The organism is Faecalibacterium prausnitzii (assembly GCF_003287405.1).
In the GTDB taxonomy this organism is placed as follows: Bacteria; Bacillota; Clostridia; order Oscillospirales; family Ruminococcaceae; genus Faecalibacterium; species Faecalibacterium intestinale.
This window is the reverse complement of record NZ_PRLD01000001.1, coordinates 418,045-444,157: the sequence shown is the minus strand read 5'-3', so window position 1 is coordinate 444,157 and position 26,113 is coordinate 418,045. Positions and strand designations below refer to the sequence as shown.

Genomic DNA, 26,113 nt, shown 5'->3' with positions numbered 1-26,113 from the left:
GGGGCTTCTCCTGAAAAATGATTCTTGCACCTATTGTACCACGATAAAAGTGGAAACACCATATTCCGGCAAAAGAAAATGCCCGCCTGAAAACCAGACGGGCGGGTGACGGATAATGGGTTTTGAGGCTTCCTTAATGACCACCGATTGTGCTTATAAGCCGGCAGCATCGGTACCCTTGGAAAGTGCAATGACACATTCCACATGCTCATTATTGTCCAAACTCAAGTTCATATCTTCCTCAATAATGGGAAGCCTAAAACGAATGGATTTTAACCACTGGCCGTTAGGCTGGCGATCTTCATGAATCTGAATTTCAGAGATGAGCGCTTCCATTACTCGACGCCGTTCCACATCATTCATGGCTGTATACAATTTATCAAAGCACATCAATACCTTATAGATGTTATCACCGGTCAATTTCTCAGCTTCAATCGCCTGCCTTTTGGCTCTTGCCTCAATCATTTGCGATTCTTCATCTTCTATCTTATCATACATCCGATAAAGACGATCATCAAGATCTGCTTTCCGTTTGAAATAGTGACGGTCATCAGGGTCAAGGGAATCTATTTCTTCCATCAGTTTCGATTTTATAGAATAGAACTGACGTAGCTGCTTTTCATGGTTTGCAATCTCCTGATCCAACATGGAAGTGTCTACTTTCATGTTGATTTTTTCCTGCATCATAGATGCAAATTTAGGCTTGCTAACCAATGCTACAATAACCTCTGTCACCGCATCGTCTAACAGTTCCTCACGAATCTGCTTTCTGTACTCGCATTTGTGCCCCCGTGTCATGGTACGATGCTTGCAGCCATAATAATAAAAATCCTTGTACTTTGTACCATCTTTTTTATGCTTGATACATTTATTTCCGTACATCCCTGCGCCACAAATCGGACACTTCACAATGCCTGAAAGCAGGTGGGTTCTGGTATCTTTGCCTTTGTTCACATGCTCATATTTTTTTGCTTGTGCAAGCAGCTTAACCTGTGCGGCCTGCCAGACTTCTTCAGAAATAATAGCTTCATGCAATCCATCTACCAGCAAATAATTATCTTGTTCAACAAGATGATAATCGTTTCTGGTTCCATGAACTTTTTCGGTTCTTCTGCGTCCATAAGCAATTTTCCCACAGTATACTGGATTTTTTAGAATCAAACGAATTAAATGGGCATCAAACAAAGGATTCTTTCCATTCTGCCGCTGGATTTTTCGTATTCCATGATTCTCCAGATATTTTGCAATGCCATTGGAGCCAATGTCCGTATTAACATAACGATCAAAAATCACCCGGATTGCGGCAGCTTCTTCTTCGTTGATCTGTAATTCGCCATCAACAAGCTGATAACCATAAGGGGCAAAACCACCATTCCATTTTCCCTCTCTGGCTTTCTGGATACGCCCCTCCATTGTTTGGACACGAATATTTTCACGCTCAATCTCAGCAACCGCAGAGAGAACCGAAATCATCAGTTTACCGGCATCCTTAGAAGAATCAATTCCGTCCTCAACGCAGATAAGGTTTACCCCAAAATCCTGCATAACCTGTAAAGTTGAAAGCACATCCGCCGCATTTCTTCCAAAACGAGAAAGTTTAAAAACAAGAACAAAGGAAACGCCGTCTTTTCCCGACTTAATATCATCCATCATTTGATTGAACTGTATCCGTCCCTCGATGGATTTTCCAGATTTTCCGGCATCTTCATATTCTCTAACAATCTCATAATCGTTATAATCAGCAAAGGCTTTTATCCTGGACTTCTGGGCATCCAGAGAATATCCGTCAATCTGCATTGTCGTTGACACTCTTTTATAGGTATACACTTTCACTCTTTCTCTGTTCATATTCAACCTCGCTCATAGTGCCACAACAATGCACTACTTAATTGTTATTCGTTTTTGCCTTAACACTTAAGCCGAATTTATTTGATGCTGCTCTACAGAGCTGCACACTTCTTCGTCAAGTGTTTGGACTTAATTATCACGATACAATTATATCATGCGGCCTTTTGGTTTTCAACGCTTTCTTGCTTTAAAGTGCTAAATTCTTTTGACTTTTTTATCTTCGGCGGTTCTGGCAAATTATCAATATCCAATTCGTCTGCATACTTCTCAATCAAGTTAGCAAGTAAATCTGCAAAACCGCTCCATTCATCTCCCATAGGCTACCTCCATAGATAGAAAAAGCCAGCCTCCTACCACATCATCACACCTTTCTATATCAAAAAGAAGTGCTGCACCGGAATAGTCCAGTGCAGCACCGCTTTAATCTTATTTTTGATACCGTATTATCTGGACAGCAGGACTGCCCATCAGCACACCCCCGGTACTGGGAATATTCAAGCCGGTTCAGGGTTTCCAGCCAGATGGCTGCTGAACCGCCGCATACCGCCGATAGGTGGTTGACACCATATTCGCAGTAAGTTTCGGTGAGTGGCTCGGTTTCTTATGCTGCGTGTTATGGCACTTTCCAGCCCACCACAGGCCGGTTATCAGCCACCAAATAACCGCTCGGCCCCTTTGATGTCATCGTGTTGACGGATGCTCTGACCATCCGCAGGGGGTCTTGGCGTTTGTGCTATGTGATGCTCGGCGCAGCACTCAAAAACTTGAATACTGGATATGAACGGTTGCCCGCTGTTTGTCAAGGTTCCATGAGTGAAAAGGGAAGATTTCCCCTTTCACTATAAAGGACTGGGAACGGGCAAAAGTTGTTATCACGCAGCCAGCTTTTTCTGAATTTTCTTCAGTGCCACCTTTGCGGAACGCATCACGGTTGACTTATTGCTTCCCTCCATTTTTGCGATCTCCATGTATGTATACCCGTAGGCAAAATGGAGCAAGAAGCGCCGCCGCTGTTTCGGAGTAAACTCATTGAGAGCTTCCTGGATTTCATGCAAAGTCCTTATGCGCTCATAGGTCTGCTCCAGCGTTTCCGTAGATACTTCAAAGATCAGGCAGGTATCCCAGGAACGGGCATCACGGTGTCTAAAATCCGCCTTGCGCTGACGTTCAACTTCACGCTCGTAATCAACAAATACCTGATAGATTTCACGGGATACCTCAACCGTAACCGGGATTCCATTTTCATCCAAAATCGTAACTCTGCACATTGGATACTCCTTATGCGGCTTCATCCAGCCGCACCAGAATGCCATCAAGAAAAGGAGCATCCTCACAGATGTCATTCTGCATCATGCAGGCACAGCAGCACGGGCAGGGCGCAGGCTCGTCCTCTGCCAAAATGACAACTGCTTCACCGGGTTGTAATTTAATGACTCGTACCAATTTTTCCATCTTATAACCTCCAAAATTATATTGAGGGCTTGTCCCTCTACTTATCGGAGATGCCAGAGGGGAAAAATTAAGGAGTAGAAGAAATTTTTTGAAAAACTCTATTACTGAATAGACAAAAGTAACGACAGCATCTCAACTTGTGGGATGCTGCCGTTGCTTTTACCTATCCATCAGATAAACACGGAGCCGTTTATAAACTCTGTGCATCAAATCTGTTACCGCCGCCGGACTACAACCAAACATCGTTGCAATCTCTTTGCATTGATACCCTTTCCAAAAATAAAGCTCAATGACTTGCCGCTGCCGGTCGGTTAAATGCCGTAAACCCTCCGCCAATCGCTCATTCTGTATGGTATCTATGAAGTCCCGGATTTCACACTGGACTGTAAAATCTTCTTGTATGTAGAAGCAGCGCTCCTGGAATGTCAATTCCTCACTCATACTCTCAAGAGAATTACAGTGATACCGGTACTTGCGATCTGAATTGCTCAATAGACGATCTTCCTCTTTTAAGACCGCCACCCAATATTCTTCGGTCAATGCCGTATGCTCCTTTCATCAGTTTTTGGGCAGAAACTGATAAAAGGCGGGCCACGGCATCTATACCCATCGGGGGATTCTCCTAAAAATCGATAAACAAAAACGCCAGGAAGCTGTTGAAACTTCCTGGCGCTCAAACACTCCGTTTGATATGGGGATTCATAATGCTGTTTTAATATATACTCTAGTGCGGTTTTTAGAGCGGAAAGCTGTGCTTTGAAAATACCAATTTTTTTGGTATTATCCTCGGTCTATTCTTATGTTCTGGATAAAGAAAAATGCCCATGACCTTCTCCGACAGCTAGTCACAGGCAGTAACTCAATTAAACCCTGCTGTGAAAAGCCGTTTTTTTTATTGGCTATCAACAGGGCTTAATTCAATTCAAGTTAAAATATAAAAATCGGCATAGTAGCACGTTTTCTATACATACTTTAGAGTGATTCCTTTTCGCTTATCGGTACGATAGAATATATTTGAGGTGAGCCACTATGCCGGAAGATAAGCTTAAGTTTTTGGGTGACCGCATTCGCTCGGCACGAAAAGACTGTGGATTGACCCAACAGGCGCTGGCTGATCAGGCTGATTTGGCGGTTAAGACCATTCAAGACGTAGAACGAGGGAGAAAGAATACAACTTATGAAACCCTTTGCCAGCTAATTGAGCGGTTGGGGATTTCTCCTAATTCACTGTTCCCATCGCAGATGTCCCCGGAAGATGAAGCAATCCAACGCTTTATAGGTAAATTTAGGGCTTGCGATCCTGAAAACCAGGAGATCCTCCTCAGTACATTGGATTTTCTGGCTGAAAAACTGTTGGCTCGTCAACATACATCTGAATCAGACAGTTCCAAGTGAACCAGCAGACAAGAAATTCTTGTTTCTGCTGGTTTTTATTTTATCTCTCAAAAAATGGACGGAAATTCTTTCGATATTCAATAGGAAAAATTATTTTAATGTCTTGTTCGACAAAATTCTTCTTGCATAGCAAAAGCCAGCAGGTAAAAGACTTTACCCACTGGCTTTTCTACATTAACGGCTATCTAAATCAAGAAAACCGGGCTTTACTTCAGCATATTAATCGCCACTGTTTTGTTTTCGATATTCAGCCGGTGCGATCTTCAAAACATCCCGAAAAGCTGTTGCAAACTTGCTCTGATTTTCATACCCGACCTGGTTGGCGATTTCCGCTATGGTTGCCTGTGTCTGCCGGAGCAGAATAGCAGCCTGTTTAATTCGGTATTCTTTCATGTAGGTTCCGATGGGTTGTCCATAAATTCCCTTGAATGTATCTTTTAAAGTCGCAGTATTGATAAGATATTTTTTGGAAAGCTCCTCAATCGTTGGCCGTTTCTGTAAATCGGAAATCAGCATTTTGTGAATCTCTTTTACAACCTCCACCTGGGGAGAAGTATAGATCTCACGTTGCTTTTCTTTTTTTACATCGACCAAATACAAGAACAGAAGCAATTCTTGTACTTTAATCTGAAAATAAGGTTTTTGCAAACAATCCGGTACAGAGTAAAGTTCGGAAAAGATATGCTCAATTTCGTCTTTCGCCCTCATAATGAAGCAGGCTCCGTCCGTGCAGAACTTTTCCTTAAATTGCAGAATGTCAATGCCGCTTTCAGCCAATGTTCCCGGAGGATTCTTTGCCACAGCTTCCAAATTCAGCACAACGGAAATTCCACGGTAATGCTTGAGTGGGAAAGACATTTCCGATGCACAGTTATCCATTGTGTGGATGGATAAGTCACCCTCGCCCAGATAAAGACAGGAACCGCTGGGCAAGCGGCAGCCCTCACGCCCCTCTCGGCAATGGTTGATTTCCAGTATATTTTTATCAATATTTCCATCCCAATAACAGCCCGTTGCTTCAAAATCATTGTAAATAAGCTGTATGCCGGGATAGACCTGATAAACCGTCATAAGACCCAGGCCATCTGCACAATCCATTTTATAGACGGTACAATACCCGTCATTATCTTTCGGAATGACAGCAGATAACCCTTTTGACATGGTAATAGGGTTCTCGTCCATAACATTCCTTTCTGGTGTTCCAGAGTTATTTATTTGCTCTGCCAAAATCTTTCTGGCATCTTTTATTATATATTCTTTTCTCATTTTATTCCGCTCCAATCAGCAGGATTTACAATCCAATTTGAATTATATTACATCCCTGCCAACTGTGCAAATGGAGAAAAGAAGCCGATGCCCTCCGTTCAGAAAGCATCGGCTGAACATCTATTTATTTGCTGCAATATTCCTTGCCTACACAGCCGGAGCAGCTACCGCCGCAGCAGGAGCCGTTCTTGCGATCCTTTCGGATTTTCCGAACAGCCCATACCGCATAGACCGCTACTCCCAAAACGATAATACCCGTAACAAGCATTTTATCCGCTCCTTTCTCAGATGAAAAGTCCGATACGATAAACAATAAATGTGACAACCCAAGCCACAACCAACTGGAACAATGCCGATAAAAGCATCCAACGGGTGCTGCCTGATTCCTTACGGATCGTTGCCAAAGCTGCCGCACAGGGAATATAAAGCAGACAGAAAACCATCAGACAAAACGCATTAAGCTGTCCAAAGCCGGAAGCACTCAGGATGCCGACCAGCGTATCCATTCCTGCCCCGGAATTGATATTCGGAACACCAAACAGAACGGCGCAGCTGGACACCACAACTTCCTTTGCGGAGATACCAGCAATCAGCGCAACCGCAATCTGCCAGAAGCCCAGACCAATCGGCGCAAAGAACGGCACCAGCCAATGACCCAAGATTGCCCCGAAACTGTCTGCCATTTCCGTGGTGTAACCCTGCGGCCCGAAGTTTAAGATCACCCACATCAGGATAGATGCCACAAAAATCGTAGTTCCCGCTTTGGTGAGGTAGTCCTTTACCTTTTCCCACACATAGATTGCCACGGTTCTGGAACTGGGGATTTTATATTCCGGCAGCTCGATCAGCAGATAGTTTTCCGACTTTCTGCGGTCGATCAGATGAATGACCGCAGCGACCAGGATAGCGACCAGCAAGCCGATTAGGTACATGGAGTAGGCTACCAGCATGGCGTGTTCCTGAAAGAACATCTCTGCAAACAGGATATAGATTGGCAGACGGGCGCTGCAACTCATAAATGGTGTAATCAGCATGACTTTGAAGCGGTCACGCCGGTTCTCCAAAGCCCTGGACGCCATAATTGCCGGAACCGTACAGCCAAAGCCCAGTATCATGGGAATGAAAGCCCTACCGGATAAGCCCAGCTTACTCATAATACCCTCCATGACATAGGCGACACGGGCCATGTATCCGCTGTCCTCCAGGAATGCCAATGCCAGGAACAGGATAAAAATGTTTGGCAGAAAAGTGAGGATTCCACCTACACCAGCTACAATACCGTCCACCAGCAAGGAACGCAGCATCTCGTTTACCCCGGCAGCGACTAAGCCATCGCTCAACAGTGCTGACAGGCTTTCAATGCCCATTTCAAAATATCCTTTCAGCCAGTCGCCAATGGTAAACGTCAGGAAAAATACCACCGCCATGATACCAAGGAAAATCGGGATACCCCAAACCCGGTGGGTCAGTGCCTGGTCTACTTTTTCAGTCAAGGCATCCTGCCGGTCTTTATTTACCAATACTTCCCTGATGATCTCCTGGATAAAATCGTACTTCTCATTGATGATGTCCGATTCATAGTTCCGGTCGATCACATCCGGGAGGCTTACCGGATAGCGTTCGGAGATTTCCTTATCCTGCTCCAACAGCTTAATTGCGTGCCACCGGTAATTCGTTAGGTTCGGATATTTCCGTTTCAGTTCCGCCATAATAAGGTCAATCTTGTCCTCAATAGCGTCGCTGTAAACCATCGCATATTCTGAATGATGGTCGTGCCGGTGCTTTGGCTTGTATTTGTGGTGATGAATCAAGCACTCCGGGTCTTTGCAGTCCTTGTGATGTGCCGCTGCGTGAAGAAGCACATCCAGGCCGATTCGCTTTCTGGCTGAAACCGGAATGACCGGGATGCCCAGCATTTCCGGCAGTCTGTGTGTGTCAATTTCCATGCCACGCTTCTCCACAATATCCATCATGTTTAACGCCAGCACGACCGGCTTGCCCAGCTCCAAAAGCTGCAAAGTCAAGTATAAGTTTCGCTCCAGAGCGGAAGCGTCCGCAACATCAATAATCACATCGACTTCATCACTTAGTATGAACTGCCTGGATACCTGTTCCTCCATCGTGTAGGAGGTCAGGCTGTATGTGCCGGGAAGATCAACCAGACGAATATTCAAATCATGGTCTTTAATGGCACCCTCTACTTTTTCAACCGTAACTCCCGGCCAGTTCGCCACTTTTAAGTTTGCGCCGGTATACGCATTAAAAAGCGTAGTCTTTCCGCAGTTCGGATTTCCGATGAAGCCTATTGTCAAGTTTTCTCTCATCGGAATTTACCCCACTAAAATATTTTTGGTGATATTGCGCCCAAGAGCAAACCGTGTTCCTCTCACCTTGACGATCAGAACACCGTGGCTTTTGCTGTTCAGAACGGCAACGGAAGTCCCACGGGTCATGCCCAGGGCTTCCAGCCGCTTTTCCATATTGGTGGGCAGCTCAATATCTGAAACTTTGTAGTTATTTCCTATCTTTCCATCGCAGAGGTACATATACGGCCCTCCTTATCGCTTTACGCTGGAAGTCGCCGGCATCTTGCCAAACTCATACAGCATCATGGAAATCGTGATAACGACGAGGATCGCATCGGTCAGCGCAATCGCCAGCCACACGCCACGGATGCCCATGCCGCCGATCATCGGCAGAATGACGCAAAGCGGGATAAACAGGATAATCTGACGGAACAGCACCAGCCAGGTCGCCTTATTTGCCTTGCCCAAGGACTGGAACAAAGTTACGGCAATCAAGAAGCTGCCTTGCAGGATATAGGTGCTGAACATGATACGGAAGTTCGTGGCTCCCGATGCGGCGATACCCGGTGTTGTTAAGAACATAGACAAAATCTTTTCCGGGAACAGCTCCACCGGAATGTAGAATACCAGTGACAGTAACGTAGCGGCAATGATAAACACCTTTGTCAGCTTCTTTACACGGTCATAATCCTTTGCGCCGTAGTTCGTACCGGCGGCAGGCTGGAAGCCCTGGCTGATACCCCAAAGAGGAACAAAAGAGAAGTTCCAGAACCGGAGTGCTGCTCCCAAAAGAAGCTGGGAGGTTTCGCCGCCATAGTTGGATGCCACACGATAAATTACAGTCTGCTGTACCAGCGTCAGGATCTGCATCAACAGAGCAGATACGCCGACCGAAAGAACCTGCGGGAGCAGCGTGCCGTCGATGCGGATGCGTCCGATTTTCACGTTTGGGCTTTTCTTCTTGAAATACCACAGGGTAACAGCGGCCTGGATAAACTGGGAAAGGACGGTCGCATAAGCAGCGGCCTCAATGCCCATGCCATAGGGATTTAAGATCGTAATAAAAATCGGGTCGAGAATGATGTTAAGGATTGCACCGCTGGCGATGATGGTCATTGCTTTTTTAAGCTGCCCCTCACCACGGATTACCATGTTTGCACTCTGGAAGAAGTTTACGAACAGAGAACCGGCAAACACGATCCGCAGATATTTTTCAGCATAGTTCAGAATATTGTCGCTTGCACCGGCCAGGGACAGAAGCTGACGGGTAAACGTCATGCCGATCACTGTGTATATCACCGACAGCAGAAGAACCATAGCAACCAGGTTGCCCATGATCTTTTTGACGGTGTTTTCGTCCTTTTTGCCAATGGCACGGGACAGCACCGAAGCGGAACCCACGCCCAGCATAGCGGCTGAACCAGCGTTGATTAAGGTAAACGGATAGGATACAGAAACGGCTCCCATCTGCACGTCGCCCACCAACTGGCCGACAAAGATGGAATCCATCATGTTGTAAAGCCCGACAACCACCATGCCCAGGACAGCAGGGATGCTCAGTTCCAGCATGAGAGGCCAGGGACTTTTCGTTAAAAGTTTTGTTCTTGTGTCAAGTGCCTGTTTCATCACTTATTTCCTCCTGATCTTCATTCATTAGCCACATCTAACCACCTAAAGTATATAAAATTAGGGCTTTTTTGTACGCTCCTAATTGCAGGATTTACAATCCAATCCGAAACGAAATTAGGAGCGGAAAGGCAAGAATCCCTTTCCGCTCCTGGTATTACCGTGCCATTTTTTCAAGTAGTTTCAGGGCTTCCTCCAGCTTCGGATTTTCTGCATCGGTTTGCAAAGCCTCCCGGACACAGTTTCGGATATGTGCCTGTAGAATCTGTTGATTTACGCTCTTTAACAAAGCCTGCACGGACTGAAGCTGCGTGGATATATCTACACAATAGCGATCTTCCTCAATCATTTGCAGGATACCGTCTATTTGTCCTCTGGCAATCTTCAATTTGTGGGTAATATCATCTTTTTTTGCTTTCATAGGCCGCCCGTTTACTGGATACCCACAACCTGATAGCCCGCATCCTCAATCGCCGCTTTCAATACTTCATCCGGCACATCCTGATTAAGCTGCACCTGTGCCGATTTGTTTTCAAGGCTGACAGAAACCTCCCTGATGCCCTGGATTTCACGCAGCGCCTTGTCAACGTGCTTTACGCAGTTCATGCAGACCATCCCCTCAATATTCAATACTTTTTCCATTTCAATCGCTCCTTTGCTTATTTTTTTAGCTGGTGTTTCTGCATACGATTGGGCCGTGTCTGGCTCCGTATGGGATAAATGCTTTGCCTTGAACCATCTCAGCCGCAGGGCGTTCGATACCACAAATACAGAGCTGAAGCTCATGGCAAACGCACCGATCATTGGATTCAATTTCAGGTCAAAAGGCAGGTAGAAAAGCCCTGCTGCCACCGGAATCCCGATAATGTTATAGATAAATGCCCAGAACAGATTCTGCTTGATGTTGCGGATCACCGCCTTACTAAGCTGAATTGCCGTCGATACATCCAGCAGGTCACTTTTCATTAAGACAATATCTGCGGATTCAATCGCCACATCGGTTCCCGCTCCGATGGCGATACCGACATCTGCTCTGGCAAGTGCCGGTGCATCATTGATGCCGTCGCCAACCATCGCAACCTTTTTCCACTCGTTCTGTAATCGCCGGATCTCCTTTTCCTTGTCCTGGGGAAACACCTCGGCAACCACACGGTTCACACCGACTTGACGCCGGATTGCTTCAGCAGTCTTGGCATTATCCCCGGTCAGCATGACGACTTCAATCCCCATGCGGGCCAGTTCCTGCACCGCCTGTCTGCTGGTGGGCTTCACTACATCGGCCACGGCAATGACACCAATGAGCTGCCCGCCACGGGCAAAGAACAGCGGTGTTTTGCCATCCACAGCCATTTCCTCGCCCAACTGGAGGAGTGCGCCGCCCTGGATATCATTTGCCTCTATTAACCGGCGATTGCCGGCAAGGCAGGTATCATCACCGATCCAACCGACAATACCCTGGCCGGGAATCTGCTTAAAAGCGCTCACCGGCAGGAAAGAAAGCCCCTCTTTTTCAGCTTCTGTTACAATCGCATCTGCCAAAGGATGTTCGGACAGTTTTTCCAGAGAAGCCGCAATTTGCAGCAGCTCTTTTGAGCGGATACCCTCTTTGCAGAGCATATTTGTTACCACAGGTGTACCCTGGGTAATGGTTCCGGTCTTGTCCAGAACGACCGTATCAATGTTATGGGCGGTTTCCAGGGCTTCCGCTGATTTAATCAGGATGCCATTTGTCGCACCTTTGCCGGTTCCAACCATAATAGCAGTAGGTGTTGCCAGTCCCAGCGCACAGGGGCAGGAAATGACCAGAATGGAGATACCGATAGAAAGGGCAAATTCAAATCCATAGCCCAACAACAGCCAGACTACAACGGCAATCAGGGAAATCGTGATAACTACCGGTACGAATACGCCGCTAACTTTATCAGCCAGCTTTGCAATGGGGGCTTTTGAACTGGTCGCCTCATCCACCAGGCGGACGATCTGCGCCAGCGTTGTATCATCGCCCACTTTGGTAGCCTGCATTTTGAAATAGCCGGACTTACTTGTTGTCGCACCGATCACTTTGTCCCCAATATGCTTTTCCACCGGGATGCTCTCACCGGTTAAGGCGGATTCATCAACAGAGGAGAATCCCTCAATCACAATGCCATCCACCGGCACGGATTCTCCGGCCTTGACAATCAGGGTTTCACCTATCTGCACATCTTCAACAGGAACTTGAAGTTCCTGGCCGTCCCGCTCCACGGTAGCAGTCTTGGGAGCCAGGTTCATCAGTTTTGTAATCGCATCAGAAGTTTTGCCCTTTGCACGGGCTTCCAGAGTCTTGCCCAGCGTAATCAGGGTTAGGATCATACCTGCGGATTCAAAATACAAATCCATCATAAAGCTGTGAACCGTAGCCATATCCCCGTGACCGAATCCGATGCCGATTTTATAAATGGCATAAATACCATAGACGATTGCCGCACTGGAACCTATGGCAATCAGGGAATCCATATTGGGCGAACCGTGGAACAAAGTCTTGAATCCCATGCGATAGTATTTGAAATTGATAAATACCACCGGGATCAGCAGAAGAAACTGGGTAAATGCAAAACTCATCGCATTTTCCATGCCCAGCAGAAAACCGGGCAAGGGCCAGCCCATCATGTGACCCATAGAGATATAAAACAACGGTATCGTAAAGAGCGCAGACAGCAAAAGCCGTTGTTTCATCTGCTTATATTCTGCCTGCGCTGTGCTGGCTTCCGGCTTTGCTGCCGGGGCAGCCGTGTGGCTTTTCGTTTGTGCCGGAGTTTTTGGAAACGCACCATATCCGGCTTTTTCAACTGCCTGGACAATTCCCGCCGTGTCCAAAACAGACTCATCATAAGAAGCAACCATGCTATTCTTCAGCAGATTGACGGACACTTCTTTGATGCCGGGGAGCTTGCCCACGCTCTTTTCAATCCTGGCAGAGCAGGCCGAGCAAGTCATACCCGTAATGTCAAATTGCTCCTTTTGCAAAAATTATCCCTTCTTTCTTTTTGGGTATTGTGCGAGTACCCTCCCCCCGTAGGGCACTAAAAACCGTTATGGAAAGGGGCGTTTGGCATCTTTGGGGGAAAGATACCTGTCCGCCCCAGTCATAGCGTTGCACGAATGGTCATTACTTGACCGTGCATTATTATACTTGCCAGCACCGTTTTTTGTCTGCTCCAATGGGTAGGCTTTCAAATCCATTTAGCTGTTTTCTGAAAAGAAAAAGGGAGCTTGCTTCAGCAGCAAACTCCCCGTGTGGCAGAGTATTATTTTTTCGGCTCGAAAGAATCCCCGAAATACCAAAGATCAATCCAGTTACCAGAGATATTACCGCTAAAACCAGAATGATAAAAGCTGAATCATTTCCGTTGAAGCCAAGTGCTGTTAAAGTATAGAGAAATACAAGAGTGAGCATCAAGCAAAAGATACCGAAAAGGATTTTAGTGTTATCGCTCATATTTATCAGCCTCTCTCCTAATTAGCTCTAAGTGTGACCGGAGCTGCTGTGTACTTTGAATATAGAGTATTATTTTTCTGGCATAAAACGGTTTCCAAAATCAGCGGTCTTTTCCTTTTGATAGTAAATATATAATAGCCGCTCCAATAATGCTAACCGACATTACTACCCCGATGCCTGGATTGAAAAAAGCAAACCAAGTTCCAACTATTGCGCTAACAAGTCCAATCAAAACAGCAATAACAATTCTCATGATTTCACCTAATAGCTAAAAGTTTTCTGATTGCCTCGTTCGTCAGAGGAACCGAGATTTTTATTCATAGAATACTTTCTCTCAAAAAGGCACCTTATCTGCTTGGTTAGAGTTATTATATGAAATATCGCTTTTTGTGTCCGCTCCATAAAGGAGATTTTTTTACCCAAAAAGCAAGAGATTTTTTGAGTAAAAATCCAATCAGCAGGTTTTCCAATCCAAAGGGCAATATCAGCTCCCAAGCCATTGACTAAGGGCTTTTTTGTGAATATACTGGCGGCATGAACGATTAAACATCCTTTTAATTGTTCAGCCATGTCAAACCAACCAAATCACAAAAAGAAAGGGGGCTATCTCCATGAAAAAGACAATTAAGCTGATTGACCTGGATTGTGGTCACTGTGCGGACAAAATCCAGAACGCCGTAAAGAAAATCGACGGTGTTACCAGCGTATCCGTCAACTTCCTGGGCCAGAAGATGGTTCTGGAAGCGCCGGATGACAAGTTTGATGCCGTCCTGGCCGAAGCAAAGGCACTGATTAAAAAGATCGAGCCGGATGTAACCGTCAAGGCGTAATAAAAGCCATCCACCGGCTGCCATCCCTGGTAGCCGGTGTTTTCATGAAAGGAGAACTTAACTTATGACACGAAAACAAAAGCATCTGCTTACACGCATCCTTGTGGCGGCGGTGCTGTTCCTTGCAGGCAGTCTGCTCCATCTCCCCGAATATGTGGAGATGGGAGTATTCCTTGTCTGCTATGCAGTAGTTGGGTGGGATATTGTTTGGAAAGCAATTACGAACATTCTGCATGGGCAGGTGTTTGATGAAAATTTCCTGATGACGATTGCCACCATCGGCGCATTGATTTTAGGCGAACATTCAGAGGGTGTCGCCGTTATGCTGTTCTATCAGGTTGGAGAATGGTTCCAATCTTATGCGGTTTCCAAATCCAGAAAATCTATTGCCAGCCTGATGGATATTCGACCGGACTATGCGAACGTCGAACAGGACGGCAAACTGGTGCAGGTTGACCCTGACGAAGTTCAGATCGGTTCTGTTATCGTAGTAAAGCCGGGTGAACGTATCCCGTTGGATGGAACCATCATCAAAGGTTCTTCCGCTCTGGATACATCCGCCCTCACAGGCGAATCCATGCCTCGTGAGGTGGAACCGGGAATGGAGGTCATCAGCGGCTGCATCAACCAGACTGGTATCTTGACTATCCAGACAACAAAAGAGTTTGGGGAATCCACCGTAGCGAAAATCCTTGACCTGGTTGAAAATGCAAGCGATAAAAAAGGAAAAACCGAGAACTTTATTACACGCTTTGCCCGTTACTACACGCCTGCGGTGGTGTTTGCCGCCCTTGCGCTGGCAGTCCTGCCGCCGCTTATTACTGGGCAGGCGTTTGGCGTCTGGATTTACAGAGCCTTGACTTTCCTGGTTATTTCCTGTCCTTGTGCGCTGGTCATTTCCATCCCGCTTAGCTTCTTTGGCGGTATCGGCGGTGCTTCCAAGATTGGTGTTCTCGTAAAGGGCAGCAACTATCTGGAATCTCTGGCTCATGCCGAAGTTGTAGTCTTTGATAAGACTGGCACTTTGACCAAAGGATCTTTTGCGGTAAGTGAAATCCATCCCAATGGCATGAAAGAGGAAAAACTTCTGGAGCTGGCGGCATACGCAGAGGATTATTCCAACCATCCTATTTCGCTCTCGATCAAGAAAGCCTATGGGAAGAAAATCGACAACAGCCGTATTTCCAACGTGCAGGAAATTGCCGGTCATGGTGTGCAGGCTGTCATTGACGGCAAATCGGTTCTGGCTGGCAACGCCAAACTAATGGAAAAGGAACACATCAAGTACAAACCGTCTGTTTCCATTGGTACAGTGGTTTATCTGGCCTGTGACGGAAAATATGCCGGGTGTATTGTCATCGAAGATGAAGTCAAGGAAGATGCACCGGCAGCTATTAAGCTGCTGAAATCTTCCGGTATCCGCAAAACTGTTATGCTGACCGGTGATGCAGATGCGGTTGGGCAAAAGGTAGCCGGCCGCCTTGGTCTGGATCAGGCATATACCGAACTGCTCCCGGCTGACAAGGTTGACCGTGTGGAAGATCTGCTGAAGCAGAAAAGCGAAAAGGGCAAGCTGGTCTTTGTCGGGGATGGTATCAATGATGCCCCTGTGCTGGCAAGAGCCGATATAGGTATTGCTATGGGAGGTTTGGGTTCCGACGCTGCTATCGAAGCTGCCGACGTCGTTCTGATGACGGATGAACCGTCCAAGATTGCCGCCGTTATGAAGATTGCCCGTAAGACCATTGGTATTGCCAATCAGAACATCGTATTTGCCCTGGGCGTTAAATTCCTGGTACTGGTTTTAGGCGCTTTGGGGTATGCAAATATGTGGGCGGCGGTATTCGCTGACGTAGGTGTTTCTGTCATCGCTATCCTGAACGCAATCCGGGCCATGCGTGTGAAGCAGCCGAATATGACTGCGTAAAGAAAATACAGGTTGGAGAATAAAAGCAGAAATGCGCCGCTGTTTTCTTCTGCGGCGCATTTCTCTATTACAAATCAGTCGGACATGATATTTCAAACAACGCATCTATGGAACGATGCAGCAGCTTTGCCTGTGGCGTGTCGGCTAAAGAATAATAGACTTCCTTTCCGTCCCTCCGGCTGGATATAATGCCGCTTTTCTTTAGTATCCGCAGATGATGCGATACAGCCGGGGCACTCATATCAACAGCCGCCGCAATATTGCAGACACATTCGTCGCAATGGCACAAAAGCCATAATATCCGCAGGCGTGTCGGATCTCCAAGTTGCTGAAACAGAAAAGCTATATCTGTGAAGTCCTCTGTGTGAGGCATTTTATTTAAAACCCGTTCCATATTCTGCCCGTGGTTATGAGGTAAATTATAATGCGGCATAAGGCTCAGCTCCTTCCTGAAATAATGATACCTGCATCTATTTTATCTGTCAAACAGCTTATATAGATTGGAGAAAATACATGGACAAAACAGAAAAAATTGTTTCCGCAATTCCCAGTGCTGCCGAATTAGAGCAACTGGCTGAATTGCATAAGGCAATGGGCGACCATACCCGAATGCGAATCCTCTGGCATCTAACGCAGAAAGAATACTGCGTCAGTGATCTTGCCAAGGAAATCGGTGTTACAGAATCCGCTTTATCCCACCAACTCCGTGCATTGCGGATTGTTCGATTAGTCCGGTCACGCAAAGAGGGAAAGAAAGTAATCTATTCCTTGCAGGATGAACATATCGGATGGGTACTGGAAGAAACCTATGCCCATATTTCAGAAAGATGAAAAGGCAGCCCCTGCGTTGTGGGCAGGGGCTGCGCTGGACGCTCGTTACAGGTTTTCGTAGGAAACCAACTGGCTCATCGGGATACGCTGGGAATCGAAACGATTGGTGTCAGCGTCCTCCTCATCTGAGTAGCCGACAACCAGGATGTTGACCGGCTCCAAGTTGGCCGGGAGGTTAAATTCCTGCTTCAGCACATCAGGCTGGAAATAGCAAACCCATACCGTGCCAAGTCCCAGCTCTGTGGCCTGGAGCATCATGTGATCTGTCAAAATGGAAGCGTCGATGTCACCGCTCTGCTTCTTATCGAAAGGCCGTGTCCATGCCTTATTGTGATCGGCGCACACGATGATTGCCAGGGGCGCACCGTAGATGCCCGCTGCCTTGCTGATTTTAGCAAGGCCCTCCTCACTCTGAACGACAAGCAGATGAACCGGCTGGAGGTTCGCCGCAGTCGGAGCCACATGAGCGGCTTCCAAAATCTGCTCCAGCTTTTCCGGCTCAACTTTCTGGTTAGTGTAACTGCGTACCGAGTGACGCTGTTTTGCGATATTGATAAAATCCATAGTATGAAGTCCTTTCTGTAATCATGTATTGTGTCAAATCAACCGTTGAATTTATTGTAGCACTTAGAATGAAAACCGCAAGAATGCACTTTTTTGATAGGCACTATCCCAAAAGATAGCAGCTTGCGTGAAAGGAGTTATCTTAAATGAAATGCGAAACGAACCCAAATAACTGCCCTATTGAAGTAACATTGTCCTTAATCGGCGGCAAATATAAGCCGGTGATTCTCTGGTTTCTGATAGACCATCCCCTGCACTATGCTGAATTGCAGCGACTCATACCAAAAGCAACCCCTAAAATGCTCTCTCAACAGCTCCATGATCTGGAAAACAGTGGTATCATTCATCGTGAAGTTATACCGGAAAAGCCACCAAAGACTCTGTATTCCCTCACTGCTTTTGGCAGGAGCCTTATCCCTATTTTGGACGCAATGTGCCAATGGGGAAACAGTTATCTGGACGGGCTGGATGTTCAGGCACCATGCTGTCAAAATCATAACTCTCAATAATACAAAAATTGGATAATCGCCTTTTCATGGTAACTACCCGTATGTTGTGCTTTGTTAGAATGTGTTGTATCATAAGAACCAAACTGTCATAATATGAGCCAATAAATCTGGAATTTGTAAAGGAGATATAGAAAGAAAATTGAGAAATCAAATTTGGGATTGCCTAATATAATTACACAGCGCAACAAAGTCAACATCTGGACTTTTACCCAAAATATTTTTCAAGCTTTCTTCCGCCTTTTTATGCAGCTCCGGCTTTTTCAGATCATCCAGCAGAAAGAAAATGTTGAGCCGCCTGCCAATCGTAAAAAGAAGTTTTTCATCCGGGGATAAAGACAAAAACCGATCAATCGCCGATAGCATTTCCTGTTTCTCTGTCCGCAAATTGCCCCGGACTTCCAGAAGAAGATTGATGATGTGTTCATTTACATAGTAGCTGTCCATCGCTTGTAACTGCTGCAAAAACATCTTTTGCTCTATTACAATTTCTTCTTCTGATTGCAAGGTGAAAGAGCCATCACGGACGAACTCCCCCAGCTTGGATTCCGGTTTAATACCCGTAGCATGGACACGGATAAAATCAGGCTGGATCACGTTCAATGCTTTTGCCGTCTGGATCGCATTTTCTTCCGATAACTCTTTACCGCCGATCCCAAGCAATATAAACTCTGACAAAATCATGTCAGCGTCTTTTGCCATGCAGCCACTTCGTACAACCGTATCTGAATCGAATCCTTTATTTATTAGTCTCAATATCTGAGCTGAACCGGTTTCCATTCCGCAGTAGAGATGATTTAGTCCAGCTTGCCGGAGTATCTTTAACTCTGCTGGAGTTTTCCGAGTGATACTATCCGCACGGGCATAGGAAGTGATGTATTGAATGTCGGGGAAATACTGATTGATTGCGTCCAATATGCGAAGCAAATAATCTGTTTTCAACACCAGAGCATCCCCGTCCTGCAAGAAACAGGAATTGATTTTCTTGCCCTGATAAAACTGGGCTTGCTGTCTAATGTCCTCTATGGTTTCGTCGATGGGACGCATGGAAAACTGCATGGATTTATAAAGCCCACAAAAATAGCACTTATTCCAATGACATCCTCTTGTAACTCGTATCAGTAGGCTATTACTCTCAGAGGGCGGGCGAATAGGCCCAATTTCTATATCTTTCATGAGTATATGTCCTTTCTATGTATTCATGTTTAGGGTATCATCCCGGACAAATCTAAACAAGAATGTACTTTTTTGAAAGGCACTATCCTTTTGGAAAGTAGCAAGATGCGGTACACGGGAGCAAATAACGAAAGATTTTGCAAGCAATGGAAAGGGATATCCTTTTGCCCTCCACCCCTTATGGGGCGGAGGGCAGAAGTTTATCCCTTTCCGCTTGTTGGGGAGTTCCCCAAGCCCCCGGCAGAGTGCTGGCGCAACTCTGACCGAACACCACATAATTGTGGTGGCTACGCTTCGCTTATAAAAGAAAAAACCGGAAGCTGGACACTATGCCACGGCTTCCGGTTTTCCTAATACCTTAGCGGTCTTGCTCCTGTTTTTTCTCTTGTTCCTGTTCTTTCTTTTCTTCCTGCTTAATCTGAAGCAGACTGTCCACATTTGACTTGACCGCCTGCAATTCCTGATTTTCCTGCCGCAGCCGCTTGAAATCCTCATAGGCTGCTTTTTTCTTTGCCAGCAGGTCGGTGTACTCCGCTTGCAGCACCTTAACCGTCGGCAGCTTCTTCACGCCTTGGGCATCAAACGCCCGCTTCGCCGCTTCATGCAGAAGCAGATCCGTTTCATGGGCTGCCCTAAACGCCGGTTTATCCGCAGCTTTTGTTTTCCGGTAAGCCAGATAGGTATTCCGGGTCTTGGCATAGTTGATGATATGCGTCTTTAAGGCTGCGATCTGTTCCATACGATGTTCTATCTGCTTGATAGAGGTAGAAACCGCTTCAAAATCTGCCGAAGCCGTTTCTGCTTTGGATACCAGAACATCATACTCCGTGATACCATGCTCTGTAAGATAGTTGAGGGTTTTTGCGGCCTCTTTCAGATTGTGAATCTTCATCCACCGCTCCATGCCAGGGCCACGCCCTTGCAGGCGGGCCTGAATGTCCATAAGCAGATTGATACGGGTATCCTTTTCCAGATTGACTTTCTTTTTACGGCGGGGTAACTGGGTCTTTCCAATACGCTCTTGCAGGGCTTCCAGCGTGTAATCGGCTCCCAGTGTCCGGGAGCGGGTAAAACGCTCCTGTCCCTGGGCACGAAATTTCAGAATCTTTTTACTCTGGACGACCTCATAGCCCTCCTGCCGCATAGCTTCCAGAAATTCATCAAAAGTCTTAACCGCAGGCAGTATCCGGTCAATATTTTTCCGCAAGAGATTTTTCCAACTCTTGCCGTTTTTCTCTGCCGCCCACTCCGCATAGTGCTTGCCTTTTTCCTGGGGTTCTTCAATGATGTTCAAGCCAAATTCCTGGCATATCCGGTCATTGGCTTTCCGTAGAGGGAGAAAGCTGTTTTTCACATTGTTGAACTTGTGGGAGCAGTCCAGAGCGGTGCTGTTAAATTCGATGTGATTATGGATATGCTTCTTATCCACATGGGTCGCCACAATAAATTGATGTTCTCCACCAGTAAACTCCAAAGCCAATTTATATCCCAGCTTATTGGCATCCTCCGGCGTGATGGTTCCCGGCTCAAAGGACTGGATAATCAGATAAGAAATCACATCCTGATCCGGGGCACGTTTGCGCCCGGTTGTAGCGGTATAAATCTGCTTGGACACCGCAAATTCCTGCCATGCCGTATCCGGGGAACACTGATAGCCAGTGACCAGTAAGCCGCCGTCTGTTTTCTCTGGATTCTTGTCATAGTCCAGCCGGTCTTTTAACACAGCGGCAATGCTGCGCCCCTCGCTGGCATGGCGGGGTTTGAGTTTTGAGATCGCCATACAGCGGCTCCTTTCTGTCAAAAGTAAGGGCACGGCAGCTTGAAAATACTGCCGTGCCCGGTTGGGGTTATGCTGTTAAATTGCCTTTCGCATACTGTTTATATCGTCTACTTGTTCTGTCAGCCAGACAGCCGCCCCCGGCGGTTCACAAATCCTCAAACTTGGAGAGCAGGGAGCTGAACGCTCCCCACAGTTCTCCGTATCTGGTTTTTAAATCTGCGATGTCCTCCCCATACAGATTGCCGGTGCTGTTCACACGCCTTGCGATCTGGTTCAAATTGTTGGAGCAGGTGCGCAGCAGGGCGGCCAGTTCCTTAACGTCTGTCATATCTACCCGGACAACGTAGCCGTCCACCGCCATTTTTCTGAGGTACGCCCTCTGGTTGTGCGTGCCGAGCAGTTCCATCTTTTTGTCAATAATCTCTTTTTCTTCGGGCGATACCTTGAAATACAAGGGAATGGTGCGCCCACTGCGTGGATTCATTAAATTGCCACCTCCATTTCTTTATCTTTCTTTGGTGCTGCACTGGCGGCGGACTCCACACCCATACGGCGCAAAAGCCGCTTGATGGAAGTCTTGCCGTCATGCTTTTGCCGTTCCCGGCTGTTTGGTTTGTCTTTGCCGCCGATATTTAACGCCACATTTAAGGCAGCCAGCCGCTCCGATTTTTCCGCAAGCTCCGCTTCCTGGGGGAATGGACGCTTGACCTCAACCTTGGCGTCCTCCATCTGCTGGAGTAGGTTTCCAAGAACCGTCTGATGCTGTTTCAGGTTATCCCGCATTCCCTCCAGCACATTGTCCATACGGGTAATGTTGCCAAAGGGGTCGCTGCCCGGTTCAAAGGTGTGGGAGCGTGTATGCTTCAAAGTAATCTGAAGTTTCGGAGATAGGCCGCTGTCGGATACCCATAACGTCATGGGAAAACCACGATATTCGCCCAGTTCCACCTTGTCGCTCAAATCTTTCAGGCTTTCAAATGCAGCGATGATCGCCTGACCTGCTTCTTTCTTCTCGGTGTAAGTAGTGCCCCTGACCGTCATGGAAAAATGCTCCTTGTCCGGCGGCGTATGGGCTTCCAAGTGCCGGATGTCTGTCTCCAGGTCAGCAATCGTTTCCTGTTCCCGTTTGATTGCCTGGGGATAGAACTTAATCAGGTTATCCTCCAGGGCATACCGCTGGCTTTCATGGTTGGCTTTTAACAGCTTTAGCTTCGTGACCTGCCCATCCAGTTCGGTCTTTTCCATAATCCTGGGGTCGCCGGATGCCAGCGCCTTGACTTCTGCATAGGAAAGAGCAGCTTCGTCCACATCCTCGCAAGAGCGGGATGGGTTTTTGCCGCTCATAAGCTGGCCGATGAATTTCTGTTTGTTCTCAATCAGCCCCCAGTTATAAGCATCAAAGGTTCCCTCGGTCACATACTTAAAGATCTTGACGCTCTTAAACTGGTTGCCCTGGCGCAGAATACGCCCTTCTCGCTGTTCGATATCCGCAGGCCGCCACGGACAGTCCAAATGGTGGAGCGCCGCAAGCCGTGTCTGGACATTGGTGCCAGCCCCCATCTTGGAGGTGGAGCCTAAGAGGACACGCACCTGTCCTTTCCGTACTTTGGAAAAAAGCTCCGCTTTCTGAACGTCGGTCTTTGCGTCATGGATAAAAGCAATCTGTTCCGGCGGAACGCCCTGCGCCATCAGCTTCTGTTTGATGTCATCGTACACATTAAAGGAATTATCCCCGTGGGGTGTGGAAAGGTCGCAGAAAACAAGCTGGGCACCTTTCTGGGGTTCCGTATCCCGCCAGACTTTTAGCACATTTCCCACACAGGCATTGACTTTGCTTTCCGGGTCGTCAGGCAGTTCAGGATATGCCAGACGCTGATCCAGCGCCAGCTTCCTGCCGTCCGATGTAATCTTGAGCATATTGTCCTCCCTGGGGTCCACTAAGCGGTTTCTTACATCCTCCGCACGTTCTCCCAGTTCAGCAACCAGCTCTTTTTGAAATTCGCTGGGCTTTGTAACTACCGTGATATTTTCCGATGCCGGAACCGGCAGCTTTAACATTTCAGCAGTCTGGATGTCCGCCGCCTCTTTCCACATGGCCATCAGTTCCGGCAGGTTGAAAAACTTGGCAAACCGGGTCTTGGCACGGAAACCGCCGCCCTCCGGGGCCAGCTCCAGCGCCGTGACCGTTTCGCCAAATGCTGCCGCCCAGCTATCAAAATGGTCAAGGCCGGTTTCTTTTAGCAGGTCATATTGCAGGTAGCGCATCATGGTGTAAAGTTCCACCATGCTGTTGCTGACCGGGGTTCCGGTGGCAAACACCACGCCTTTCCCTCCGGTCAGATCGTCCAGATACCGGCACTTGGCAAACATATCACTGGATTTCTGGGCTTCGGACTGCCCGATACCGGCAACATTCCGCATTTTTGTTGTGAGGAAAAGATTTTTAAATCCGTGCGCCTCGTCCACAAACAGCTTATCCACGCCCAGTTCCTCAAAAGTGACCACATCATCCTTGCGGCTCTGGTCATTTAGCTTTTCCAGTTTTGCCTGCAAGGATTTCCGGGATTTTTCAAGCTGTTTGATGGTGTAGCGTTCACCGTTCTGGGCTTTGGCTTCCTCAATGCCGTCAATCACCTGGTCGATCTGCTCCCGCAGGATTGCTTTCTGCCGCTCCGGGGAGAGGGGGATTTTCTCAAACTGGGAATGCCCGATCACCACCGCATCATAATCACCGGTGGCAATCCGGGAGCAAAATTTCTTCCGGTTCTGGGGTTCAAAGTCTTTCTTTGTGGCAACCAGCACTTTGGCACCGGGATAGAGCCGCAGAAAATCTGCGCCCCATTGTTCCGTCAGATGGTTAGGAACCACTACAAGGTTTTTCCGGCATAAGCCCAGTCGTTTGCCCTCCATAGCCGCCGCAATAATTTCAAAGGATAGCGATAGGTAATCCTTTGGGCAGGATATGCAGCCGCAGGCTGCATATCCGTTCCTCCAGATTTTCCCCCGCTCCAAACCGTGCGTGACAGTTTCCCATCACACGGCTTTCCATCGTCAACAATTTTTATGACAATCTATACATCAAACAGATTTGCCCTTTAGAAAACGAGTTCCGGCATTTCTGCCAGCACACGGAGCTTATTGAGCTTTGCCAACTGCTTCTTATCAGGATTTAGCACTTTCAGGTATTTTCGGATGGTGCGCTCATTGCTGGAATGAATGAGGATGTGAACCACATCGGAAACAATAATCAGGTTTTGATAACTGTCATTGCCCCCAAGCACCAACGGCTTTTTGTGGTGACAGTCCACTTGATTTGCTTCCAGTTCCACACCGGAAACAGCACATTTTCCTTTCTGCGCAACATAGAGCGCAATGCGGTTGTCGTTGTACTCCACACTTTGCTTGCCGCAGGGATTGTTCATCAGATAATAGAGGACAGCCATATTGATACCGGCAAGATTCTTGTGAATCTCACCCCGTCCCTCAGGCGTGTACTTATTTACCCGACTTTTCTTGTCCATGGGTACTCTGTGCTGAACATAGGCAATCGGGACGATGGCGTGACCATTCAGATAACGCACCTCCCGGCTTGTGCCGTATTTCTCCTTGATATACCTGTTTGTGATTTGACCTTTCTTTTGCAGTCTGTGCTTCAATCTGTTGTAAAGGCTCTTTTTGACATCGAAAGCAATTTTGTGAAAGTCAATATTCACATGGGTTGCAATGCTGTAATAGTTATGAACGCCCATGACATAGGAGTTGTATTTCTGTATCAGACGATATTCCATTCCTGGGTCATAGGTCTGCCGTATCTGCCCAATGATTTCCTTGCTTTTCTTCCGGATTTTCTGCAATGCTTTATCCTTGATATGCGCTTCTACTACATACCTTGGTTGTCCATCTGGCTTCTTTCCTTTTGTTCGAACTTTCAGCTTAAAGCCAAGAAATTCAGAGTAATGGCGTTTCAGATTTACGATCTTTGACTTCTCCGGGCTGATTTCCAGTCCCAGACGATCTAAAAGCCATTGTTTCGTAGCCTCGAACAGCTTGATTGCATCCGACCGCTTTTTGCAAAAGATTTTGAAATCATCTGCATAACGGACAACATAGCACTCTTTTAGATTCGTGTAGTTACGCAGAGTACGGATGGTACTGCTTTTGTCGGGAGTTCCATTCGCATAGATTCTGTGTACATAGTTCCTTTGGGTGGGCATTTCCTCCCACTGGCTGACAATCCACCAATCCAGTTCATTTAGAACGATGTTTGACAACAGTGGGGAAATGATACCGCCCTGCGGCGTGCCCTTTTCGGGAAAACCGATTCCAGCCACTTCTGCCTTTAACATGGTAGAAATGATGGATAACAGCTTTTTGTCCCGGATACCAAGTGTCCACATCTGCTTCAGCAGCTTGCCGTGGTTCACATTGTCAAAGAAAGATTTAATATCGATATCAATGACGTAATGACAACCGACGTTCTGTATCATTCTTTCCGCTTGGGCAATGGCATTTTCCGCACTGTGGTTTGGCCTGAAGCCATTGCTTCGCTTGAAGAATTTTGCTTCACAGATAGGTTCTAATACTTGCAGAATACATTGCTGAATGAGCCTGTCCATAATCGTGGGTATTCCGAGGGGACGGGTTTTCCCGTTATCCTTTGGTATTTCCACTCTACGGACAGCGTTGGGAACATACCAGTCCAGCTTGCGCTGAACATGGGCAACTAAGGCATTTTCGTTCCACTTATTCAAATCGCTTATTGTCTTGTTATCCACACCCGCCGTCCGACTGCCGCTGTTCTTTCGGGTATTCCTATATGCCAACTTGATGTTTTCAGGGCGTTTTATCAGTTCCACAAGATTGCAGAACCGCTGCCCCTTGACACTTGCGGCATACAGTTCGTCAAAAACAAGCTGCATATCGTAGTATTCAGAGTTGCGGATTTTCTGTTTCTTTAAGGGTTTCTTCTTGTTTGCCAAAGTCAGGTACTTTCCTCCTTGTATGGGGGATTTCGCTTTTCTTAGTCATACTCGAACCTTTGTGTCTGTATAGTTTTCAATTTATTGATTGCTGACGACTAATGGCCATCCCTCCACCGTATTTCTACGGCTTCAACGGTACTGTGCCA

General features: G+C 47.0%; 25 protein-coding genes and 1 pseudogene. 5 read left to right on the top strand and 21 right to left on the bottom strand.

Annotated elements, in window-relative coordinates; all coding sequences use genetic code 11:
• Positions 1-153 precede the first annotated feature (153 nt).
• From C4N24_RS02265 to C4N24_RS02255, 5 genes are all read right to left on the bottom strand, one after another.
• The gene (locus C4N24_RS02265; RefSeq protein WP_112090142.1) at positions 154-1,848 is read right to left on the bottom strand and encodes a recombinase family protein; all 1,695 of its coding nucleotides are present in this window, start codon (positions 1,846-1,848) and stop codon (positions 154-156) included.
• Positions 1,849-2,000: 152 nt separating this feature from the next.
• The gene (locus C4N24_RS15260) at positions 2,001-2,165 is read right to left on the bottom strand and encodes a hypothetical protein (RefSeq protein ID WP_173016266.1); all 165 of its coding nucleotides are present in this window, start codon (positions 2,163-2,165) and stop codon (positions 2,001-2,003) included.
• Positions 2,166-2,720: 555 nt separating this feature from the next.
• Positions 2,721-3,161: an RNA polymerase sigma factor gene (locus C4N24_RS02260; protein WP_242983162.1), complete on the bottom strand. Its 441-nt coding sequence runs from the start codon at positions 3,159-3,161 to the stop codon at positions 2,721-2,723.
• Complete coding sequence (locus C4N24_RS15255; protein WP_181573032.1) at positions 3,127-3,300, bottom strand: hypothetical protein; 174 nt, start codon at positions 3,298-3,300, stop codon at positions 3,127-3,129. The genes C4N24_RS02260 and C4N24_RS15255 overlap by 35 nt, the downstream gene beginning before the upstream one ends.
• A 159-nt stretch (positions 3,301-3,459) precedes the next feature.
• On the bottom strand, positions 3,460-3,840 hold the full coding sequence (locus C4N24_RS02255) for a sigma-70 family RNA polymerase sigma factor (RefSeq protein ID WP_112090140.1): 381 nt from the start codon (positions 3,838-3,840) through the stop codon (positions 3,460-3,462).
• 489 nt (positions 3,841-4,329) lie between these two features.
• On the opposite strand from C4N24_RS02255, the gene C4N24_RS02250 reads away from it, so the two are divergent.
• Positions 4,330-4,695 carry a helix-turn-helix domain-containing protein gene (locus C4N24_RS02250; RefSeq protein ID WP_112090139.1) on the top strand — a complete coding sequence of 122 codons (366 nt, stop codon included), beginning with the start codon at positions 4,330-4,332 and terminating at the stop codon, positions 4,693-4,695.
• Between the two features lie 219 nt (positions 4,696-4,914).
• Here the strand turns inward: C4N24_RS02250 and C4N24_RS02245 are convergent, their stop codons facing one another.
• The 9 genes from C4N24_RS02245 to C4N24_RS15115 form a co-directional block, all read right to left on the bottom strand.
• On the bottom strand, positions 4,915-5,961 hold the full coding sequence (locus tag C4N24_RS02245) for a helix-turn-helix domain-containing protein (protein ID WP_112090138.1): 1,047 nt from the start codon (positions 5,959-5,961) through the stop codon (positions 4,915-4,917).
• A gap of 124 nt (positions 5,962-6,085) precedes the next feature.
• Positions 6,086-6,229 carry a FeoB-associated Cys-rich membrane protein gene (locus tag C4N24_RS02240; RefSeq protein ID WP_112090137.1) on the bottom strand — a complete coding sequence of 48 codons (144 nt, stop codon included), beginning with the start codon at positions 6,227-6,229 and terminating at the stop codon, positions 6,086-6,088.
• A gap of 16 nt (positions 6,230-6,245) precedes the next feature.
• A complete protein-coding gene (gene feoB / locus C4N24_RS02235; protein ID WP_112090136.1) occupies positions 6,246-8,285 on the bottom strand; it encodes a ferrous iron transport protein B in 2,040 nt (679 codons plus the stop codon).
• 6 nt (positions 8,286-8,291) lie between these two features.
• Complete coding sequence (locus C4N24_RS02230) at positions 8,292-8,507, bottom strand: FeoA family protein (protein WP_112090135.1); 216 nt, start codon at positions 8,505-8,507, stop codon at positions 8,292-8,294.
• Between the two features lie 12 nt (positions 8,508-8,519).
• Complete coding sequence (locus C4N24_RS02225; RefSeq protein WP_112090134.1) at positions 8,520-9,893, bottom strand: MATE family efflux transporter; 1,374 nt, start codon at positions 9,891-9,893, stop codon at positions 8,520-8,522.
• Between the two features lie 157 nt (positions 9,894-10,050).
• Positions 10,051-10,314 carry a metal-sensing transcriptional repressor gene (locus C4N24_RS02220; protein ID WP_112090133.1) on the bottom strand — a complete coding sequence of 88 codons (264 nt, stop codon included), beginning with the start codon at positions 10,312-10,314 and terminating at the stop codon, positions 10,051-10,053.
• An 11-nt stretch (positions 10,315-10,325) separates the two neighbouring features.
• On the bottom strand, positions 10,326-12,899 hold the full coding sequence (locus tag C4N24_RS02215; protein WP_112090132.1) for a heavy metal translocating P-type ATPase: 2,574 nt from the start codon (positions 12,897-12,899) through the stop codon (positions 10,326-10,328).
• Between the two features lie 160 nt (positions 12,900-13,059).
• On the bottom strand, positions 13,060-13,371 hold the full coding sequence (locus tag C4N24_RS02210; RefSeq protein WP_112090131.1) for a hypothetical protein: 312 nt from the start codon (positions 13,369-13,371) through the stop codon (positions 13,060-13,062).
• Between the two features lie 261 nt (positions 13,372-13,632).
• Positions 13,633-13,941 carry a hypothetical protein gene (locus C4N24_RS15115; RefSeq protein ID WP_146746785.1) on the bottom strand — a complete coding sequence of 103 codons (309 nt, stop codon included), beginning with the start codon at positions 13,939-13,941 and terminating at the stop codon, positions 13,633-13,635.
• A 41-nt stretch (positions 13,942-13,982) separates the two neighbouring features.
• On the opposite strand from C4N24_RS15115, the gene C4N24_RS02205 reads away from it, so the two are divergent.
• Positions 13,983-14,201 carry a heavy-metal-associated domain-containing protein gene (locus C4N24_RS02205; protein ID WP_112090130.1) on the top strand — a complete coding sequence of 73 codons (219 nt, stop codon included), beginning with the start codon at positions 13,983-13,985 and terminating at the stop codon, positions 14,199-14,201.
• A 64-nt stretch (positions 14,202-14,265) separates the two neighbouring features.
• Positions 14,266-16,128, top strand: coding sequence for a heavy metal translocating P-type ATPase (locus C4N24_RS02200; RefSeq protein WP_112090129.1), 1,863 nt, complete (start codon positions 14,266-14,268; stop codon positions 16,126-16,128).
• 67 nt (positions 16,129-16,195) lie between these two features.
• On the opposite strand, the gene C4N24_RS02195 is transcribed toward C4N24_RS02200, so the two are convergent.
• Complete coding sequence (locus C4N24_RS02195; RefSeq protein WP_112090128.1) at positions 16,196-16,561, bottom strand: ArsR/SmtB family transcription factor; 366 nt, start codon at positions 16,559-16,561, stop codon at positions 16,196-16,198.
• Positions 16,562-16,641: 80 nt separating this feature from the next.
• On the opposite strand from C4N24_RS02195, the gene C4N24_RS02190 reads away from it, so the two are divergent.
• Entirely contained in the window at positions 16,642-16,959 is a 318-nt protein-coding gene (locus C4N24_RS02190) for an ArsR/SmtB family transcription factor (protein WP_112090127.1), read from the top strand.
• 45 nt (positions 16,960-17,004) lie between these two features.
• Here the strand turns inward: C4N24_RS02190 and C4N24_RS02185 are convergent, their stop codons facing one another.
• The gene (locus tag C4N24_RS02185) at positions 17,005-17,523 is read right to left on the bottom strand and encodes a nitroreductase family protein (RefSeq protein ID WP_112090126.1); all 519 of its coding nucleotides are present in this window, start codon (positions 17,521-17,523) and stop codon (positions 17,005-17,007) included.
• Positions 17,524-17,669: 146 nt separating this feature from the next.
• On the opposite strand from C4N24_RS02185, the gene C4N24_RS02180 reads away from it, so the two are divergent.
• A complete protein-coding gene (locus tag C4N24_RS02180; RefSeq protein ID WP_112090125.1) occupies positions 17,670-18,032 on the top strand; it encodes a winged helix-turn-helix transcriptional regulator in 363 nt (120 codons plus the stop codon).
• A gap of 147 nt (positions 18,033-18,179) precedes the next feature.
• Here C4N24_RS02180 and C4N24_RS02175 read toward each other — a convergent pair whose 3' ends face one another.
• From C4N24_RS02175 to ltrA, 5 genes and pseudogenes are all read right to left on the bottom strand, one after another.
• Positions 18,180-19,205: a radical SAM protein gene (locus tag C4N24_RS02175; protein ID WP_112090124.1), complete on the bottom strand. Its 1,026-nt coding sequence runs from the start codon at positions 19,203-19,205 to the stop codon at positions 18,180-18,182.
• 358 nt (positions 19,206-19,563) lie between these two features.
• Positions 19,564-20,985, bottom strand: coding sequence for a relaxase/mobilization nuclease domain-containing protein (locus tag C4N24_RS02170; protein WP_112090123.1), 1,422 nt, complete (start codon positions 20,983-20,985; stop codon positions 19,564-19,566).
• Between the two features lie 145 nt (positions 20,986-21,130).
• Complete coding sequence (locus C4N24_RS02165) at positions 21,131-21,469, bottom strand: plasmid mobilization protein (protein WP_112090122.1); 339 nt, start codon at positions 21,467-21,469, stop codon at positions 21,131-21,133.
• Positions 21,469-23,919, bottom strand: a pseudogene (locus C4N24_RS02160) (helicase-related protein); the annotation flags it as partial. The gene C4N24_RS02165 and the pseudogene C4N24_RS02160, both read right to left, overlap by 1 nt.
• A 161-nt stretch (positions 23,920-24,080) precedes the next feature.
• Positions 24,081-25,964: a group II intron reverse transcriptase/maturase gene (gene ltrA / locus C4N24_RS02155; protein ID WP_112090120.1), complete on the bottom strand. Its 1,884-nt coding sequence runs from the start codon at positions 25,962-25,964 to the stop codon at positions 24,081-24,083.
• Positions 25,965-26,113 lie beyond the last annotated feature (149 nt).

Coding starts and splice junctions, on each gene's coding strand:
- C4N24_RS15255 (WP_181573032.1), bottom strand. CDS start 3,300: ATGGAAAAATTGGTACGAGTCATTAAATTACAACCCGGTGAAGCAGTT.
- C4N24_RS02175 (WP_112090124.1), bottom strand. CDS start 19,205: ATGAAAGATATAGAAATTGGGCCTATTCGCCCGCCCTCTGAGAGTAAT.
- C4N24_RS02265 (WP_112090142.1), bottom strand. CDS start 1,848: ATGAACAGAGAAAGAGTGAAAGTGTATACCTATAAAAGAGTGTCAACG.
- C4N24_RS02225 (WP_112090134.1), bottom strand. CDS start 9,893: ATGAAACAGGCACTTGACACAAGAACAAAACTTTTAACGAAAAGTCCC.
- C4N24_RS15115 (WP_146746785.1), bottom strand. CDS start 13,941: ATGGCTGAACAATTAAAAGGATGTTTAATCGTTCATGCCGCCAGTATA.
- C4N24_RS02230 (WP_112090135.1), bottom strand. CDS start 8,507: ATGTACCTCTGCGATGGAAAGATAGGAAATAACTACAAAGTTTCAGAT.
- C4N24_RS02245 (WP_112090138.1), bottom strand. CDS start 5,961: ATGAGAAAAGAATATATAATAAAAGATGCCAGAAAGATTTTGGCAGAG.
- C4N24_RS02250 (WP_112090139.1), top strand. CDS start 4,330: ATGCCGGAAGATAAGCTTAAGTTTTTGGGTGACCGCATTCGCTCGGCA.
- C4N24_RS02195 (WP_112090128.1), bottom strand. CDS start 16,561: ATGCCGCATTATAATTTACCTCATAACCACGGGCAGAATATGGAACGG.
- C4N24_RS02240 (WP_112090137.1), bottom strand. CDS start 6,229: ATGCTTGTTACGGGTATTATCGTTTTGGGAGTAGCGGTCTATGCGGTA.
- C4N24_RS02165 (WP_112090122.1), bottom strand. CDS start 21,469: ATGAATCCACGCAGTGGGCGCACCATTCCCTTGTATTTCAAGGTATCG.
- C4N24_RS02200 (WP_112090129.1), top strand. CDS start 14,266: ATGACACGAAAACAAAAGCATCTGCTTACACGCATCCTTGTGGCGGCG.
- feoB (WP_112090136.1), bottom strand. CDS start 8,285: ATGAGAGAAAACTTGACAATAGGCTTCATCGGAAATCCGAACTGCGGA.
- C4N24_RS02190 (WP_112090127.1), top strand. CDS start 16,642: ATGGACAAAACAGAAAAAATTGTTTCCGCAATTCCCAGTGCTGCCGAA.
- C4N24_RS02170 (WP_112090123.1), bottom strand. CDS start 20,985: ATGGCGATCTCAAAACTCAAACCCCGCCATGCCAGCGAGGGGCGCAGC.
- C4N24_RS15260 (WP_173016266.1), bottom strand. CDS start 2,165: ATGGGAGATGAATGGAGCGGTTTTGCAGATTTACTTGCTAACTTGATT.
- C4N24_RS02220 (WP_112090133.1), bottom strand. CDS start 10,314: ATGAAAGCAAAAAAAGATGATATTACCCACAAATTGAAGATTGCCAGA.
- C4N24_RS02205 (WP_112090130.1), top strand. CDS start 13,983: ATGAAAAAGACAATTAAGCTGATTGACCTGGATTGTGGTCACTGTGCG.
- C4N24_RS02210 (WP_112090131.1), bottom strand. CDS start 13,371: ATGAGCGATAACACTAAAATCCTTTTCGGTATCTTTTGCTTGATGCTC.
- C4N24_RS02260 (WP_242983162.1), bottom strand. CDS start 3,161: ATGGCATTCTGGTGCGGCTGGATGAAGCCGCATAAGGAGTATCCAATG.
- C4N24_RS02185 (WP_112090126.1), bottom strand. CDS start 17,523: ATGGATTTTATCAATATCGCAAAACAGCGTCACTCGGTACGCAGTTAC.
- C4N24_RS02180 (WP_112090125.1), top strand. CDS start 17,670: ATGAAATGCGAAACGAACCCAAATAACTGCCCTATTGAAGTAACATTG.